This window comes from Pseudomonas sp. DD1 (assembly GCF_044510355.1).
GTDB classification, from domain to species: Bacteria; Pseudomonadota; Gammaproteobacteria; order Pseudomonadales; family Pseudomonadaceae; genus Aquipseudomonas; species Aquipseudomonas shahriarae.
In genome coordinates this window covers 1-17,490 of sequence record NZ_MSAJ01000003.1, presented here as the reverse complement: position 1 = coordinate 17,490, position 17,490 = coordinate 1, and the positions used below count along the sequence as shown (strand labels likewise).

Below are 17,490 nucleotides of genomic sequence, written 5' to 3'. Positions count from 1 at the left end.
GAGTGTCCCTGATCGCTTCAGACCACTTCCGCATCGTTGTCGGCCTCGGCAAGAGCGGCATGTCCCTGGTTCGCTTCCTGGCGAACCGGGGCACGTCGTTTGCCGTGGCCGATACGCGGGAAAATCCACCGGAGCTGGTCACGCTGCGCCGTGACTACCCGCACGTGGAAGTGCGTTGTGGCGAGTTGGATGTCGAGTTTCTGTGCCGTGCCGACGAGCTCTATGTGAGCCCTGGCCTGGCCCTGGCGACTCCGGCCCTGCAAGCGGCGGCGGCGCGTGGCGTGAAGTTGTCCGGCGATATCGAGCTGTTTGCGCGTAACGCCAAGGCGCCCATCGTTGCGATCAGCGGTTCCAACGCCAAGAGCACCGTCACCACCCTGGTCGGCGAAATGGCGGCTGCGGCCGGCAAGCGCGTGGCCGTGGGCGGTAACCTCGGTACGCCGGCGCTGGATTTGCTCAGCGACGATATCGAGCTGTATGTCATGGAGCTGTCGAGCTTCCAGCTGGAGACCACCGATCAACTCGGCGCCGAAGTGGCCACCGTGTTGAACGTCAGCGAAGATCATATGGACCGCTACAGCGGCCTACCGGCTTATCACCTGGCCAAGCACCGGATCTTCCGTGGTGCGCGGCAAGTGGTGGTCAATCGCCAGGATGCCCTGAGCCGTCCGCTGATGGGCGAGGGCTTGCCATGCTGGACCTTCGGCCTGAGCAAACCCGATTTCAAGGCCTTTGGTATCCGTGAAGAGAATGGCGAGAAATACCTGGCCTTCGAATTCCAGAACCTGATGCCGGTTCGTGAACTGAAAATCCGTGGCGCCCACAACCAGTCCAATGCCCTGGCGGCCCTGGCGTTGGGGCATGCGGTCGGCTTGCCGTTCGACGCGATGCTGTCGAGCCTGCGCACCTTTGCCGGCCTGGAGCACCGCTGCCAGTGGGTGCGCGACCTGGATGGCGTGAGCTACTACAACGATTCCAAGGCCACCAATGTCGGCGCCGCGCTGGCCGCCATCGAAGGCCTGGGTGCCGATATCGACGGCAAACTCCTGCTGATCGCCGGTGGCGATGGCAAGGGTGCCGACTTCAAGGACCTCAAGGGCCCGGTGGCTGCTCATTGCCGTGCCGTGGTGCTGATGGGCCGTGACAGCGACTTGATCGCCGCCGCCCTGGGCGACGCGGTGCCGCAAGTGCGCGCCACCTCCCTGGACGATGCCATCGCTCAATGCCGCGCCCTGGCCCAGCCCGGCGACGCCGTGCTGCTGTCGCCGGCGTGCGCCAGTTTTGACATGTTCAAGAACTACGAAGAGCGCGGCCAGTTGTTCGCCCGTGCCGTGGAGGGCTTGGCATGAGTCTGGACCTGAAGAACATTATCAAGCCGTACCCGTCGCCGATCATTACCGGGCGCGGGATCGACCTCGACTTCCCGATGCTCGCCGGTTGCCTGGCGCTGCTGGGCCTGGGCCTGGTGATGATCACCTCGGCCTCCTCGGAAGTGGCTGCCGTACAGTCGGGTAACACCCTGTACCACATGATCCGCCACCTGATTTACCTGGTGATCGGCCTCGGTGCGTGCATCGTCACTATGATGATTCCTATCGCCACCTGGCAGCGCCTGGGTTGGCTGATGCTGCTCGGTGCCTTCGGCCTGCTGGTGATGGTAATCGTTCCCGGCATCGGCCGTGAGGTGAACGGTTCGATGCGCTGGATTGGCTTCGGTGCCTTCAACGTGCAGCCTTCGGAAATCGCCAAGGTGTTCGTGGTGATTTACCTCGCGGGCTACCTGGTGCGTCGTCAGAAAGAAGTGCGGGAAAGCTGGATGGGCTTCTTCAAGCCATTCATCGTGTTGCTGCCCATGGCCGGTCTGTTGCTGATGGAGCCGGACTTCGGCGCCACCGTGGTGATGATGGGCGCCGCCGCCGCGATGCTGTTCCTCGGCGGGGTGGGCTTGTTCCGCTTTGCCCTGATGGTCGGGCTCGCCGTGGCGGCCGTGACGATCCTAGTGCAGGCGCAACCCTATCGGATGGCGCGCCTGATCACCTTTACCGACCCCTGGTCCGACCAGTTCGGCTCCGGCTACCAGCTGACCCAGGCGCTGATCGCCTTCGGTCGCGGCGAGTGGCTGGGCGTGGGCCTGGGCAACAGCGTGCAGAAGCAGTTCTACCTGCCGGAAGCCCATACCGACTTCGTGTTCTCGGTACTCGCCGAAGAGCTGGGCGTGGTCGGCTCCCTGGCCACCGTCGGGCTGTTCGTGTTCGTCTGCGTGCGGGCCATGTACATCGGCTTGTGGGCCGAAAAAGCCAAACAATTCTTTGCCGCCTATGTGGCTTACGGCCTGGCCTTCCTGTGGATCGGCCAGTTCCTGATCAACATCGGTGTGAACGTCGGCCTGCTGCCGACCAAGGGCCTGACCCTGCCGTTCCTCAGTTATGGCGGCAGCTCGTTGGTGATCTGCTGTGCCTGTCTCGGCTTGTTGCTGCGTATCGAGTGGGAGAGTCGAACCCATTTGGGCAGCGAAGAGATGGAATTCAGCGAGAGCGATTTTGCCGAGGAGCCGACCCATGGGCGCTAACGTGCTGATCATGGCGGGCGGCACCGGCGGCCACGTGTTCCCGGCGCTGGCCTGTGCCCGTGAGTTCCAGGCCCGCGGCTACACCGTGCATTGGCTGGGTACGCCCCGTGGCATCGAAAATGAACTGGTCCCGGCGGCCGGCTTGCCCCTGCACCTGATCAACGTCAGCGGCCTGCGCGGCAAAAGCAAATTGTCCCTGCTCAAGGCGCCGTTCGTGTTGCTCAAGGCGGTGTGGCAGGCGCGCAAGGTTATCTGTGAGTTGAAGCCGGTGTGTGTGCTGGGCTTTGGTGGCTATGTCACCGGTCCTGGCGGTGTGGCCGCGCGATTGGCCGGTGTGCCGGTGATCGTCCACGAGCAAAACGCTGTGGCCGGTACTGCCAACCGCCTGTTGGCGCCATTGGCGGCGCGGGTCTGCGAGGCATTCCCGAATACGTTTGCAGCCATGGACAAGCGCCGCACCACCGGTAACCCGGTGCGTACCGAACTGTTTATGGACATTGCCCGTCAGGCCCTGACCGGGCGCAAGGCGCACCTGCTGATCCTCGGCGGAAGCCTGGGCGCCGAGCCGCTGAACAAGCTGCTGCCGGAGGCGCTGGCGCAACTGCCTGTGGAGCTGCGTCCCGAGATTTTCCATCAGGCAGGCAAGAACCACGATGAAGTGACTGCCGCCCGCTATCGCGAGGCCGGTGTCGAGGCGACTGTAGAGCCTTTTATCAAAGACATGGCCCATGCCTATGGCTGGGCCGACCTGGTGGTCTGTCGCGCAGGTGCGTTGACCGTCAGTGAACTGGCTGCTGCCGGTCTGCCGTCCTTGCTGGTGCCTTTGCCCCATGCGATCGACGATCACCAGACCCGCAACGCCGAATATTTGGCCGGGGAGGGCGCTGCCTTCCTGCTGCCGCAAAGAACGACTGGCGCCGCCGATCTGGCCGCATGCCTGACTGAGGTTTTGATGCAACCCGAACGACTGAACAGCATGGCGAGCACCGCAAGCCGCCTGGCCAAACCCGACGCCACCCGTAGCGTGGTCGATATCTGCCTGGAGGTGGCCCATGGTTGAGAATCAAAAAGCCATGCCGCAACCGGAAATGCGCCGCATCCGTCGCATCCACTTCGTCGGTATCGGCGGCGTGGGCATGTGCGGGATCGCCGAGGTGTTGCTGAACCTGGGTTACCAGGTCTCCGGCTCCGACCTCAAGACCTCGCCGGTCACCGAGCGCCTGGAATCGTTTGGCGCGCAGATCTTTATCGGCCACCGTGCCGAGAACGCCGCGCAGGCCGATGTACTGGTGGTCTCCAGTGCCGTGAACACCTCCAACCCGGAAGTGGCCACCGCCCTTGAGCGCCGTATTCCCGTGGTGCCCCGCGCCGAGATGCTGGCCGAGCTGATGCGTTACCGCCATGGCATCGCCGTCGCCGGTACCCACGGCAAGACCACCACCACCAGCCTGATCGCCTCGGTATTTGCCGCCGGCGGCCTGGACCCGACCTTCGTGATCGGTGGCCGGCTGAATGCAGCAGGTACCAATGCACAACTGGGTACCAGCCGTTATCTGATTGCCGAAGCCGATGAAAGCGATGCCAGCTTCCTGCACCTGCAGCCGCTGGTGGCCGTGGTCACCAACATCGACGCCGACCATATGGCGACCTACGACGGCGACTTCAACAAGTTGAAGAAAACCTTCGTCGAGTTCCTGCATAACCTGCCGTTCTACGGTTTGGCTGTGGTGTGCCTGGACGATCCGGTAGTGCGCGAAATCCTGCCGCTGGTCAAGCGTCCGACCGTGACCTATGGCTTCAGCGAAGACGCCGACGTGCGTGCGATCAATGTACGTCAGCAAGGCATGCAGACCTTCTTTACCGTGTTGCGCCCTGATCGCGAGCCGCTGGACGTCTCGGTGAACATGCCGGGCAACCACAATGTGCTCAATTCCCTGGCGACTATCTGCATCGCCACCGATGAGGGCGTCAGCGATGAAGCCATCGTCGAAGGCCTGTCAGGTTTTGCCGGCGTGGGCCGTCGCTTCCAGGTCTACGGCCACCTGCCGGTAGACGGCGGCGACGTGATGCTGGTGGATGACTACGGTCACCACCCGACCGAAGTCGCGGCCGTGATCAAGGCCGTGCGTGGTGGCTGGCCGGAGCGTCGCCTGGTGATGGTCTACCAGCCGCACCGCTACAGCCGTACCCGTGACCTGTACGACGATTTCGTAAATGTATTGGCCGATGCCAACGTGCTGCTGTTGATGGAAGTCTACCCGGCCGGTGAAGAACCGATCCCCGGCGCCGACAGCCGCAAGCTGTGCAACAGCATCCGTCAGCGCGGGCAACTGGACCCGATCTATATCGAGCGTGGTGTGGACCTGGCGCCGATCGTCAAGCCGCTGCTGCGTGCCGGCGACATCCTGCTGTGCCAGGGTGCCGGTGATATCGGCGGCCTTGCCCCTAAATTGCTCGCGAGCCCGCTGTTTGCTGCCGCGCCTGCCCAGGGGAAGTCGAAATGACCACCAACTACGGCTCCCTGTTCTCCACCATTGCGCCTGCCGACTTCGGCCGCGTGGCGGTACTGTTCGGCGGCAAGAGCGCTGAGCGCGAAGTGTCGCTCAAGTCCGGCAATGCTGTGCTCCAAGCGCTGCAAAGTGCCGGTGTGAACGCCTTTGGTATCGACGTGGGCGATGACTTCCTCGCTCGCCTGCAGGCCGAGAAGATCGACCGCGCCTTCATCATTCTTCACGGCCGTGGCGGTGAAGACGGCAGCATGCAGGGCCTGCTGGAGTGCGCCGGGATCCCTTACACCGGCAGCGGCATCCTTGCCTCGGCGCTGGCCATGGACAAGTTGCGCACCAAGCAGGTGTGGCACAGCCTGGGCATTCCGACGCCGCGTCACAGCGTTTTGTGTAGCGAAGACGATTGTATTTCTGCGGCCAAGGAACTGGGCCTGCCTTTGATCGTCAAACCAGCCCATGAAGGCTCCAGTATCGGCATGGCTAAAGTGAACTCGGCCGCCGAATTGATCGACGCATGGAAAGCGGCAAGTACCTACGATTCGCAAGTGTTGGTGGAACAGTGGATCTCCGGTCCCGAATTCACCATCGCGACCCTCCGTGACCAGGTATTGCCGCCTATCGCGCTGGGCACCCCCCATACCTTTTACGACTACGACGCCAAGTACCTGGCCTCCGATACCCAGTACCGGATCCCATGCGGCCTCGATGCAACCAAAGAGCAGGAATTGATGGACCTCACGGCGAAAGCCTGTGAGGCGTTGGGTATCGCCGGTTGGGCGCGGGCAGACGTGATGCAGGATGACCAGGGGAACTTCTGGTTCCTTGAAGTCAACACCGCACCGGGCATGACCGACCACAGCCTGGTCCCCATGGCTGCACGCGCAGCCGGCCTGGACTTCCAGCAGTTGGTGCTGGCGATCCTGGCCGCCAGTTATGTGGCCGGTAATGTGGCCGGTAATGAAGAGGCACGAGGTTAAGACCATGCAAGGCGCATCGCTTCGCCATCAGCCACCCGCTCCCGGCCGCAAGCCGGTGCCGCGTGGTGCCAGTCGAATGGTGGCTAAAGAGCCGATGTCGGCGCGCCTGCCGAAAGCCAACTTTGGTTTTCTCAAGGCCCTGTTCTGGCCGGTGCTGTTGGTGGCGTTGGGCTTTGGCACCTATGAAGGTGCGCAGCGCCTGTTGCCGTATGCCGACCGCCCGATCACCAAGATCAGCGTGCAGGGCGACTTGAGCTACATCAGCCAGCAAGCGGTGCAGCAGCGGATCGCGCCTTTTGTCGCGGCGAGCTTCTTCACCATCGACTTGGCAGGCATGCGTGCCGAACTGGAGCAGATGCCGTGGATTGCCCACGCCGAAGTACGGCGCGTGTGGCCGGATCAAGTGACGATCCGCCTGGAAGAACAACTGCCCGTGGCCCGTTGGGGTGACGAAGCGCTGTTGAACAACCAGGGCCAGGCATTCAACCCGCGTGAGCTGGCCAACTACGAGCATTTGCCGCAGTTGTTCGGGCCGCAACGGGCGCAACAACAAGTGATGCAGCAGTACCAGGCGTTGAGCCAGATGCTGCGGCCACTGGGCTTCTCCATTGCGCGCCTGGAATTGCGCGAGCGGGGCAGCTGGTTCCTGACCACCGGGGCAGGCAGTTCCGGCCCGGGCATCGAGTTGTTGCTGGGACGCGATCACTTGGTGGAGAAGATGCGCCGCTTTATCGCCATCTACGACAAAACCCTGAAAGAACAGATTACGAACATTGCGAGCATCGACCTGCGTTACGCCAACGGCCTGGCCGTTAGCTGGCGCGAACCGGCTGCGCCCACGGCAGCGCAACCCGCTGTCGCGAAGAATTAAGAAGAGGCAGGACCCATGGCAAACGTGCAAAGCGGCAAAATGATCGTCGGTCTCGATATCGGCACCTCCAAGGTGGTGGCGCTGGTAGGCGAGGTCGCGGACGACGGCACGCTGGAAATCGTCGGAATCGGCACGCATCCGTCCCGGGGCCTGAAGAAGGGCGTGGTGGTCAATATCGAATCCACCGTGCAGTCGATCCAGCGCGCTATCGAAGAAGCGCAACTGATGGCGGGCTGCCGAATTCACTCGGCATTCGTCGGCGTGGCGGGCAATCACATCCGCAGCCTGAACTCCCACGGCATCGTGGCGATCCGCGACCGTGAAGTCAGCTCGGCCGACCTTGAGCGCGTCCTCGACGCTGCCCAGGCCGTGGCGATCCCGGCTGACCAGCGTGTGCTGCACACCCTGCCGCAGGACTACGTGATTGATAACCAGGAAGGCGTACGTGAGCCCCTGGGCATGTCGGGCGTCCGCCTGGAAGCCAAGGTCCACGTAGTGACCTGCGCCGTGAATGCCGCACAGAACATTGAAAAATGCGTGCGTCGATGCGGCCTGGAAATCGACGACATCATTCTTGAGCAGTTGGCCTCGGCCTACTCGGTCCTGACCGACGACGAAAAAGAACTGGGCGTGTGCCTGGTGGACATCGGCGGCGGCACCACCGATATCGCGATCTTTACCGAAGGTGCGATCCGTCACACCGCGGTGATCCCGATTGCCGGCGACCAGGTGACCAACGACATTGCCATGGCCCTGCGGACACCGACCCAGTACGCCGAAGAAATCAAGATCCGCTACGCCTGCGCCCTGGCCAAGCTGGCCGGTGCCGGCGAGACCATCAAGGTACCGAGCGTGGGCGACCGTCCACCGCGTGAACTGTCGCGCCAGGCCCTGGCCGAAGTGGTCGAGCCGCGCTACGACGAACTGTTCACCCTGATCCAGGCTGAACTGCGTCGCAGCGGCTACGAAGATTTGATCCCGGCCGGCATCGTGCTGACCGGTGGCACCTCGAAGATGGAAGGCGCGGTCGAACTGGCCGAGGAAATCTTCCACATGCCGGTCCGCCTGGGCGTGCCCCATGGCGTCAAGGGCCTGGGCGACGTGGTGCGCAACCCGATTTATTCCACCGGTGTGGGCTTGCTGTTGTACGGCCTGCAAAAGCAGACCGACGGCATTTCCCTGTCGGGCATTGGCAGCCGCGAAAGCTATAGCAGTGACGAGCCCAAAGCGCCGTTGCTGGAGCGCCTGCAGGCTTGGGTGAAAGGCAATTTCTAAAGATTTACCGCAACACCGTTTCAAAGTAGTAGGCGAAAAAACTAGAGAAATGAAAGGAGAGGGAAAATGTTCGAACTCGTAGACAACATCCCCGCAAGCCCGGTTATTAAAGTAATCGGTGTCGGCGGTGGCGGCGGCAACGCTGTCAATCATATGGTCAAGAGCAACATTGAAGGCGTTGAATTCATCTGCGCCAACACTGATGCCCAGGCGCTGAAGAGCATCGGCGCGCGGACCATCCTGCAATTGGGCACAGCCGTGACCAAGGGCCTGGGCGCTGGCGCCAATCCGGAAGTCGGCCGTCAAGCCGCCCTGGAAGACCGCGAGCGTATTGCCGAAGTGCTGCAAGGCACCAACATGGTGTTCATCACCACTGGCATGGGCGGCGGTACCGGTACCGGTGCGGCGCCAATCATTGCTGAAGTAGCCAAGGAAATGGGGATCCTGACGGTCGCTGTCGTGACCCGTCCGTTCCCGTTCGAAGGCCGCAAGCGCATGCAGATCGCTGACGAAGGTATCCGTCTGCTGTCTGAAAGCGTTGACTCGTTGATCACCATCCCCAACGAGAAACTGCTGACCATCCTCGGTAAAGACGCCAGCCTGCTGTCGGCTTTCGCCAAGGCCGATGACGTACTGGCCGGTGCCGTTCGCGGTATCTCCGACATCATCAAGCGTCCGGGCATGATCAACGTCGACTTTGCCGACGTACGCACGGTCATGAGCGAAATGGGCATGGCAATGATGGGCACTGGCTGCGCCAGCGGTCCTAACCGTGCACGTGAAGCGACCGAAGCGGCCATCCGCAACCCGTTGCTCGAAGACGTGAACCTGCAAGGTGCACGCGGCATCCTGGTGAACATCACCGCCGGTCCTGACCTGTCCCTGGGTGAGTACTCCGACGTGGGTAGCATCATCGAAGCCTTCGCTTCCGAGCACGCGATGGTCAAGGTCGGTACCGTTATCGATCCAGACATGCGCGACGAGCTGCATGTGACCGTGGTTGCCACGGGTCTGGGCGCTAAAATCGAGAAACCGGTGAAGGTTATCGACAATACCGTGCACACCAGCCAGGCCTCGGCCGCCGCTCCAGCACCTGCTCGTCAGGAACTGCCGTCGGTGAACTACCGTGATCTGGATCGTCCGACCGTGATGCGCAACCAGGCCCAGGCCGGTGCTGCAGCGTCCCGTAGCCCGAATCCGCAAGATGATCTGGACTATCTGGACATCCCGGCTTTCCTGCGTCGTCAGGCCGATTAATGGAATGTATCAGGGCTATGAAGGTGATTGGTGTTCAGCAAAGGTCTGGTCTGCTATTATCGCCAGCCTTTGTTGATACCAGTTCGCAATTTGCGCTGAAGCGGTCCAAGCCATGATTAAACAACGCACCCTGAAGAATATTATCCGTGCCACAGGTGTAGGTCTGCACTCCGGGGAGAAGGTATACCTGACTCTCAAGCCCGCACCTGTCGACACCGGCATCGTGTTTGTTCGTGCCGACCTGGACCCTGTGGTGCAGATTCCTGCTCGCGCGGAAAACGTTGGCGAAACCACCATGTCGACCACATTGGTCAACGGTGACGTCAAAGTGGACACGGTGGAGCACTTGCTCTCGGCCATGGCTGGCCTGGGCATCGATAACGCCTACGTCGAGCTCTCCGCGTCTGAAGTCCCGATCATGGATGGTAGCGCTGGACCTTTCGTATTCCTGATTCAATCTGCCGGCCTGGAAGAACAGGACGCAGCCAAGAAGTTCATTCGCATTCTGCGGGAAGTGACAGTAGAAGACGGCGACAAGCGCGCCACCTTCGTCCCGTTCGAAGGCTTTAAAGTGAGCTTTGAGATCGATTTCGATCACCCGGTATTCCGTGACCGCACCCAAAGTGCAAGCGTGGATTTTTCCAGCACTTCGTTCGTAAAAGAAGTCAGCCGCGCCCGTACCTTTGGTTTCATGAGTGACATCGAGTACCTGCGCAAGCACAACCTCGCACTCGGCGGCAGCGTTGAAAACGCCATCGTGGTCGACGCGGATGGTGTACTGAACGAAGACGGCCTTCGCTATGAAGACGAATTCGTGAAGCACAAGATCCTCGATGCAATTGGTGACCTCTACCTGCTGGGCAATAGCCTGATAGGCGAGTTCAAAGGCTTCAAGTCGGGCCATGCACTGAACAACCAGCTCCTGCGCAAGTTGATTGAGCAGAAAGATGCTTGGGAAGTCGTGACCTTCGAAGATGCCAGCACCGCACCGATCTCTTACATGCGTCCCGTTGCGGCGGTGTAAGTAACAACTCTCTTTCTTTAGTTTTTAAAGGCTGCCTTCGGGTGGCCTTTTTTTATGGCGGCGGTTTGTGGCTCCGCCAATGTTCAATCAAGGCGCAAAACAGACCTGCGGTGACAAGCTCCCTCGCCACAATAGGTACGCAACCACTACCTCAACAGGGCCGCATCGACGACGCGGTTACGCCCGCTATTTTTCGCCTCATACAACGCCCGGTCAGCGCTGAGCAGCAACTCCTCCAATGACGCGCTGCTGCGTTTGTCCCAGGTGCTCAGGCCGATACTCACCGTAATAGGCTCGCTATCACCCGCAACCGGCGGCAAGTGCTGGATCCCCTGGCGGATATGCTCGGCAATCGTCCTGGCACCGTTGGCATCGGTATGCGGCAGGATCACCGCAAACTCTTCGCCGCCGTAACGTGCCGCCAGATCGGCCGGGCGGCGGATTTGGCGGCCGATCACCTGCGCCACGCTGCGCAAGGCCTCATCACCCCCCTGATGGCCATGGCGGTCGTTGAAGGCCTTGAAGTGGTCGACGTCGATCATCAGCACAGACAAGGGCTCGGTCGAGCGGCGGGCGCGCTCCCATTCCAGGGCCAAACGCTGGTCGAGGGTCCGGCGGTTGGCCAGGCCGGTCAGGCCGTCCGTGGCTGCCAGTTCTGACAGCACCTTCTCGGCGCGATAGCGGCGCCGCAGTTCCAGGCGCAACATCCAGCTCAGCCACAGCAGGCCCACACACAACACCCCGGTGGCCCCTGCCGTCAGCCACGCGGCGCGCTGCCAGGCGGCGAACACATCGTCGCTGGCCAACGCCACCACCACGATCAATGGCAACCGCCCCACATTGGTAAAGGTATACAGCCGTGGCGTACCGCTGATCGCAGAGATGGCCCGGAAGCTGCCGCTGCCTTCTTGCAGCATGCGTTTGAAGTTGGGGCGTGAACTCAGGTCCTTGTCGATCATGTCCCGTTCGAGCAGGGGTTGTTGGGCCAGCAGGATGCCCTGATTATTAAGCAGGTTGACGGTGTTACCGTTGCCGATGGTCAGGCTGCTGAACAGTTGGTCGAAATACGCCAGGCGCATGGTCGCCACGGCCACCCCGGCAAACTCGCCGTCGGGCCCGGTCACGCGGCGGCTGAAGGCGATACGCCAGACCTGCTCGCACTGACAATGGATCTTGAACGGGCGGCTGATAAACAGTCCGGCCTCGGGGTTCTGTTGATGGACCTGGAAGTAGTCGCGGTTGGCGAAGTTACGTCGGGTTGGGGTCAGCGTCGACGAGTCGGCAAGCACCGCGCCCTGGGCGTCCAGCAGCAGTACTTCACCTTTATAGGGGGCTGCGCTGGACTGGTCGAATTGCAGTTGATGCCGCACATCCGCCGGCAGTCCCGACAAGTCCTTGCCGGCCGCCTCAATCAGGCCGTGCAGTGCCAAGTCATAGAGCTCGACGTTGCGCAGCACATCGGCATTGATCAGTTGGGTGATATTGCTGGTAGACCGTTGGGCGGTCTGCAGCGTGCTGGCATGTTCGCGGATCAGCAGCACGGCGACGATGATCAGGATCAGGGTGACGGTGAGGCCACTGCCCAGAATCAGCAAAAGCTCCGGGCGTGCAGGCAGGTTAAGGGCGCGGCGTTGACTCATCGGACGGACTTCGGCGGTGACGATGAGGGCAGTTTAGTTCCGCGCGCCTGAAATTAGCTCATCGGCAAAAAAGATAATTGGCCGTCAGAACACATTGATCGGGTAGTCGACGATCACCCGGTACTCATCCACATCGCGGTCCACCGCCGAGTAGCCATTGCTGCCCCGGTTGGTCGCCCATTGCAGGCGCACCGCCAGGTCCTTGGCCTTGCCGCCCTGCACCACGTACTTGAGGTCGATATCCCGCTCCCAGTGCTTGGCGTTCTTGCCGTCGGCGCTGTACCAGGCCGAGTAGCCGCGGCTGTTGGGGTCGACTTTGGTCAGGTCGGTCTTGCCGCTGATGTACGACACCGCTGACGTCAGGCCAGGGACGCCGAGCCCGGCGAAGTCATAGGCGTACTTGAGCTTCCACGAGCGCTCGTTGGGGCCGTTGAAGTCCGAGTATTGCTGGGAGTTGTCCAGGTACACGCTGTCGCCCTGGGCGATGTAGTCGAACGGCGTGTTGCCGTTGACCCGCTGGTAGGCGGCCATGACGCTGTGATTGCCCACGCCCACGGTGAAATGCAGGCTGTAGGTGTTGTTGTCGATATCCCCCAGCAAGGCATTGCCGGTGTCCTGGGTATGGTAGAAGTGCAGGCCCGGGTTGAGGCTGACCAGGTCATTGACCGCGTAGGTGTAGTCCAGGTCGTAGTAGTACTGGTTCCACACGTCCTTGAGTTCGGAGGCGTACAGGTTGCTGGTCAGCCCTGGCAGACCGCTCCAGGCCGCGCCGGCCCAGTTCATATGCTGGCTGTCCTGGCCCTTGGGCAGCGCGCCATAGCTGGTGCCAATGCGCCCGTGGCCGCTCTGGTTGTAGAGCTTGGCAAAGCTGGCCTGGCCGCCTTCGAACATCCAGCCGTCGAGGCTGTGGTTGGTCAGGCTGACGCCACGGAAGGTCTCGGGCAGCATGCGGGTCATGCCGCCGGCAATTACCGGGTTGTTGAGGAACAGATCGCCGGCTTTGAATTCGGTATCCAGGGCGCGGATTTTCAAGGTGCCGCCACCGGTGGAAAACGAGCCCGGCGCTTTGCCGTTACCGCTGCCGTACGGCAGGATGCTGGAGCCGTCGGTACCGCCGCCGCCGTCCAGTTTCAGGCCGAGCATGCCATGCACATCCAGGCCGAAACCCACGGTGCCCTGGGTGTAACCGGACTCGAAGACCCCGAGGAAGCCTTGGCCCCACTCTTTGCTGTCGTCGGTGTGAATGTCGCGGCGGTCGCGATTCATGTAGTAGTTGCGGGTGTTGATATTGAGGCTGGAGCCTTCGACGAATCCGTCGGTGGGAGGGGTGTCTGCGGCATGGGCGATAGGGGAGATAGTTGCTGCAATCGCGAGGAATAACGGGGTGAATGTCAGCGCGGTTTTCACCGGGGGAGCTCCTTTGGGTCAGTCTGAACGGCCAATGTTGTGGGGTGTTCCTGGCCTTTTTTACGGCAAAAAAAAGCCGCTGAAGTCAGCGGCTTTAAGACAGATTCCCAGTGTAGAGCCCTGGAAATAAGTCGAGGGAAATGGCAGGGCGGGTCGGCTGTCTTTGCCGTCTCGCTCGTCGATGCGACATATTGGCGCAGGCGAGCGGTACGGTACAGAGTGTAACAAGATAATGACTGTTGCCCAAATCGTAACAGTCAAGACGATGAAGACCCTCTATGGGAATGGGCTTATGTCGGAGTGATTTTGAAATTCAGATCGGCAGGGTGATACCAAAGGTGTTGCCACCGTGTTCACTGCGCACAAACACGTCCCCACCATGCATCAAGGCAATCGCCTTGACGATGGCCAACCCCAACCCATGATTGGCCCCACTGTTGCTGCGTGAGGCGTCGACGCGGTAGAAACGCTCGAACAACCGTGGCAAATGCTCGCTGGCGATCCGTTCTCCAGGGTTGGTCACGCCAATCAGCACCTGCTGCTCGTGCGTTTCAATCCGCACCTCGATCACTTGCCCCGGCGAGGTGTGCTGCACGGCATTGTTCAGCAGGTTGATCAGGGCCCGGCGCAAATGGGCCTTTTCGATCTTCACCTGGGCATCGCCGACCACCGTGACCTGCACCTGGGCGTCTTCAAGGATAAAGTCCAGATAGTCGAGGGTGGTCGCCACCTCATCGGCCAGGGAGCTTTCAACCAGCTTGGTGGCTTTGCTGCCTTGGTCGGCGCTGGCCAGGAACAGCATGTCATTGATGATCGAACGCAGGCGCTCCAACTCCTCCAGGTTCGATTGCAGCACTTCAAAGTAATGCTCGGCCGAGCGGCCACGGGTCAGCGCCACCTGGGTCTGGCCGATCAGGTTGGTCAGTGGCGAGCGCAGTTCGTGGGCCACGTCGGCGTTGAACGACTCCAGGCGCGAGTAGGCGGTTTCCACCCGCTCCAGGGTGGAGTTGAAGGCATTGGCGAATTGCTTGAGCTCCGGGGGCAGCGGCGACAATTGCAAGCGCCCGGACAGTTTCGGCGGGGCCAGTTTTTGCGCTTCATCCGAGAGCCTGATCAGCGGCTTGAGGCCGATGCGCGCGACCCAGAAGCCCAGCAGCGAAGCCAGCACCACGCCGATAAACGCCAGGCTGATCAACGCCATCAGCAAATGGTGCTGGGTGGCGCGGAAGTTGGCGGTGTCGATGGCGATCATAAAGCGCAGCGGCGGGCGCAGGTCCTTGGCCGGGAACTGGCTGACCAGCACCTTGAACGGGTACGCATGCCCCGGCAGGTATAAATCACGCTTGCCCGTGGGGCCGGCGGCGAACTCGCGAAGGTGCGCGTCCGGGTTGCCGTACTCATAGGCCGGGTTGCTGCTCACTACCCAGAAGCGAATACGTGCATCCTCTTCGCCCAGCAGCTTGAGTTTGTTGGTCATTTTCACCCAGTGATCCGGCGTGCCGAAACGCGTGATCGACGACTCCAGCACACTGTAGCGCGCATCCAGTTCGGCCTCCGGCAACAGGCCCAGGCCACGGTCCACCTGCTGGTAGAGCGCGCCGCCGATCAGCAGGAAAATCACCAGCGCGACCAGGGTGAACATGCCGCTCAGGCGCAGGGCAATCGAGTTACTCGACACTGCGGTTCTCCAGTACATAGCCCATGCCACGGATGGTGTGCAGCAACTTGTGCTCGAAGGGCCCGTCGAGCTTGGCCCGCAGGCGCTTGATCGCCACTTCGACCACATTGGCGTCGCTGTCGAAATTGATGTCCCAGACCATTTCCGCAATCGCCGTCTTGGACAGGATCTCGCCCTGGCGCCGCGCCAGGACGCTGAGCAGCGAGAACTCCTTGGCCGTCAGGTCCAGGCGCAGGCCGGCGCGGCTGGCCTTGCGGCTGATCAGGTCGATCCACAGGTCGGCAACGGTCACCTGCACCGGTTCATGCCCGCCGCTACGGCGGGTCAGGGCTTGCAGGCGAGCAACCAGTTCGAGAAAGGAAAACGGCTTGCCCAGGTAATCGTCGGCGCCTTCGCGCAGGCCGCGAATGCGGTCTTCCACGCGCTCGCGGGCAGTCAGCATGATCACCGGGGTTTGTTTACGCGCCCGCAGTGCGCGCAGCACGCCAAAACCGTCGAGGCCGGGCAGCATCACATCGAGCACGATTACTGCGTAGTCGCTTTCCAGGGCCAGGTGCAGGCCCTCGATGCCGTCGCGGGCGACGTCCACCGTGTAGCCTTGTTCCGTCAGCCCGCGATGCAGGTAGTCGGCGGTTTTCTCTTCGTCTTCAATAATCAGGACACGCATGACCCCGCCTCAATGTGTGGTCGCCAGCCCGGGGGCCGGAGTGGGTCTGTGGAACAGCTTCTCAAGGTACAAGTATATGACCGGCGTGGTGAACAGCGTCAGCGCCTGGCTCACCAGCAACCCGCCGACCACGGCGATGCCCAGGGGCTGGCGCAGCTCCGCGCCGGGGCCTGCGCCGAGCATCAGCGGTACTGCGCCCAGCAGCGCGGCGAGGGTGGTCATGATGATCGGTCGAAAACGCGTGACACAGGCTTCATAAATCGCATCCGCCGGTGCCAGCCCACGAACCCGTTGGGCTTCGAGGGCAAAGTCGATCATCAGGATGCCGTTTTTCTTGACGATGCCGATCAACAGCACCAGGCCGATCAAGGCCATGATGGAAAAGTCCTGGCCCAGCAGCCACAGCATGATCAACGCACCCAGGCCGGCCGAGGGCAGGGTCGAGATGATGGTCAGCGGATGCACGAAGCTCTCATATAGCACGCCGAGGATGATATAGACCGCCACCAGCGCCGCGAGGATCAGCCACGGCTGGCTGGCCAATGAACTCTGGAACGCCTGGGCCGCGCCCTGGAAATTGCCAATGAGGGTGCTCGGCATGCCGATCTCGTTCTTGGCCTGGTCGAGCATGATCACGGCGTCGCCCAGGGCCACGCCCGGCGCCAGGTTGAACGACAGGTTGGCCGCCGGGAACATGCCGTCGTGGCTGATGGACAACGGCCCGACCGTCGGCGGGTCGACCTTGGCCAGTGCCGACAATGGCACCATTTCACCGCTGAGGGGCGAGCGCAGGTAGAAGTAGTTCAGGCTCTCGGCCTTGCCCCGTTGCTGGCTGTCCAGTTCCAGCACCACCTGGTACTGGTTGGTCTCGGTCTGGAATTCATTGACCTGGCGCTGGCCGAACGCATCGTACAGCGCCTGGTCGACATCGGTGGCGGTCAGGCCGAAACGCGCGGCGGCCTGGCGGTCGATGCTGATGTGGGTGATGCTGCCGCCCAGTTGCAGGTCGTTGGACAGATCGCGGAAGGCCGGGTTGGTGCGCAGTTTTTCGGTCAGGCGCTGGGTCCAGGTGTTCAGGGTCGCGCCGTCGTTGCTCTTGAGCACGTACTGGTACTGGCTGCGGCTGGGCCCGGAGCTGAGATTGATGTCCTGGCCGGCGCGCAGGTACAGCACGATCCCCGGTACCCGGGCCAGTTTGGCGCGGATCCGGTCGATAAACTGGCTGGCCGACACATCGCGATCACCGCGATCTTTCAGGGCAATCCAGAAGCGGCCGTTGGCGATGGTCTGGTTACTGCCGGTCACACCCACCGAGTGGGAGAAGTTTTCCACCGCCGGGTCGGCCTTGATGATTTCGGCCAGGGCCTGGTGCTTGGCCACCATGTCCGGGTAGGACACATCGGCCGCTGCCTCGCTGGTGCCAAGAATAAAACCGGTGTCTTGTACCGGGAAAAAGCCCTTGGGGATAAACACGTAGCCGGCCACGGCCAGGCCCAGGGTCACGGTGAAGATGCCGAGCATCGTGCGCGGATGGGCCAGGGCCCGGCGCAGGTTCCTCGCGTAACCGGCCAGCAGGCGTTCGCCAAAGCCCGGTTTGTCGTGGGGAGGGTGGGTGGGG

Annotated in this window: 14 protein-coding genes; 9 read left to right on the top strand and 5 right to left on the bottom strand. The window is 61.9% G+C overall.

Features of this window, described 5'->3' with window-relative positions:
- Positions 1 to 2: 2 nt before the first annotated feature.
- The 9 genes from murD to lpxC all read left to right on the top strand — a co-directional run bounded on the left by murD (position 3) and on the right by lpxC (position 10,480).
- Positions 3 to 1,349, top strand: coding sequence for a UDP-N-acetylmuramoyl-L-alanine--D-glutamate ligase (gene murD, locus PSFL_RS02215; RefSeq protein WP_076963501.1), 1,347 nt, complete (start codon positions 3 to 5; stop codon positions 1,347 to 1,349).
- A complete protein-coding gene (ftsW, locus tag PSFL_RS02210; RefSeq protein ID WP_057958504.1) occupies positions 1,346 to 2,569 on the top strand; it encodes a putative lipid II flippase FtsW in 1,224 nt (407 codons plus the stop codon). Before murD ends, ftsW begins: the two co-directional genes overlap by 4 nt.
- Positions 2,559 to 3,629 carry an undecaprenyldiphospho-muramoylpentapeptide beta-N-acetylglucosaminyltransferase gene (gene murG / locus PSFL_RS02205; protein WP_397469665.1) on the top strand — a complete coding sequence of 357 codons (1,071 nt, stop codon included), beginning with the start codon at positions 2,559 to 2,561 and terminating at the stop codon, positions 3,627 to 3,629. Before ftsW ends, murG begins: the two co-directional genes overlap by 11 nt.
- Complete coding sequence (gene murC, locus PSFL_RS02200; RefSeq protein WP_115128968.1) at positions 3,622 to 5,073, top strand: UDP-N-acetylmuramate--L-alanine ligase; 1,452 nt, start codon at positions 3,622 to 3,624, stop codon at positions 5,071 to 5,073. The genes murG and murC overlap by 8 nt, the downstream gene beginning before the upstream one ends.
- On the top strand, positions 5,070 to 6,053 hold the full coding sequence (locus PSFL_RS02195; protein WP_057958506.1) for a D-alanine--D-alanine ligase: 984 nt from the start codon (positions 5,070 to 5,072) through the stop codon (positions 6,051 to 6,053). Before murC ends, PSFL_RS02195 begins: the two co-directional genes overlap by 4 nt.
- 4 nt (positions 6,054 to 6,057) lie before the next feature.
- Positions 6,058 to 6,924, top strand: coding sequence for a cell division protein FtsQ/DivIB (locus tag PSFL_RS02190; RefSeq protein WP_115128967.1), 867 nt, complete (start codon positions 6,058 to 6,060; stop codon positions 6,922 to 6,924).
- Positions 6,925 to 6,939: 15 nt separating this feature from the next.
- Positions 6,940 to 8,199 carry a cell division protein FtsA gene (gene ftsA / locus PSFL_RS02185; RefSeq protein ID WP_029297837.1) on the top strand — a complete coding sequence of 420 codons (1,260 nt, stop codon included), beginning with the start codon at positions 6,940 to 6,942 and terminating at the stop codon, positions 8,197 to 8,199.
- A gap of 66 nt (positions 8,200 to 8,265) precedes the next feature.
- Positions 8,266 to 9,456 carry a cell division protein FtsZ gene (gene ftsZ, locus PSFL_RS02180; RefSeq protein WP_057444456.1) on the top strand — a complete coding sequence of 397 codons (1,191 nt, stop codon included), beginning with the start codon at positions 8,266 to 8,268 and terminating at the stop codon, positions 9,454 to 9,456.
- 112 nt (positions 9,457 to 9,568) lie between these two features.
- Entirely contained in the window at positions 9,569 to 10,480 is a 912-nt protein-coding gene (lpxC, locus tag PSFL_RS02175) for a UDP-3-O-acyl-N-acetylglucosamine deacetylase (protein ID WP_029297841.1), read from the top strand.
- A gap of 146 nt (positions 10,481 to 10,626) precedes the next feature.
- On the opposite strand, the gene PSFL_RS02170 is transcribed toward lpxC, so the two are convergent.
- The 5 genes from PSFL_RS02170 to PSFL_RS02150 all read right to left on the bottom strand — a co-directional run.
- Positions 10,627 to 12,120: a sensor domain-containing diguanylate cyclase gene (locus tag PSFL_RS02170; protein ID WP_397469664.1), complete on the bottom strand. Its 1,494-nt coding sequence runs from the start codon at positions 12,118 to 12,120 to the stop codon at positions 10,627 to 10,629.
- An 84-nt stretch (positions 12,121 to 12,204) separates the two neighbouring features.
- On the bottom strand, positions 12,205 to 13,527 hold the full coding sequence (locus PSFL_RS02165; protein WP_273879152.1) for an OprD family porin: 1,323 nt from the start codon (positions 13,525 to 13,527) through the stop codon (positions 12,205 to 12,207).
- 313 nt (positions 13,528 to 13,840) lie between these two features.
- Entirely contained in the window at positions 13,841 to 15,205 is a 1,365-nt protein-coding gene (locus tag PSFL_RS02160) for a heavy metal sensor histidine kinase (RefSeq protein WP_198848621.1), read from the bottom strand.
- Positions 15,195 to 15,872, bottom strand: a complete 678-nt coding sequence (locus tag PSFL_RS02155) for a heavy metal response regulator transcription factor (protein WP_057958510.1) — start codon at positions 15,870 to 15,872, stop codon at positions 15,195 to 15,197. Before PSFL_RS02155 ends, PSFL_RS02160 begins: the two co-directional genes overlap by 11 nt.
- Before the next feature lie 9 nt (positions 15,873 to 15,881).
- Positions 15,882 to 17,490: efflux RND transporter permease subunit (locus PSFL_RS02150; RefSeq protein ID WP_397469663.1), on the bottom strand; the 1,609-nt coding region annotated here is incomplete at its 5' end.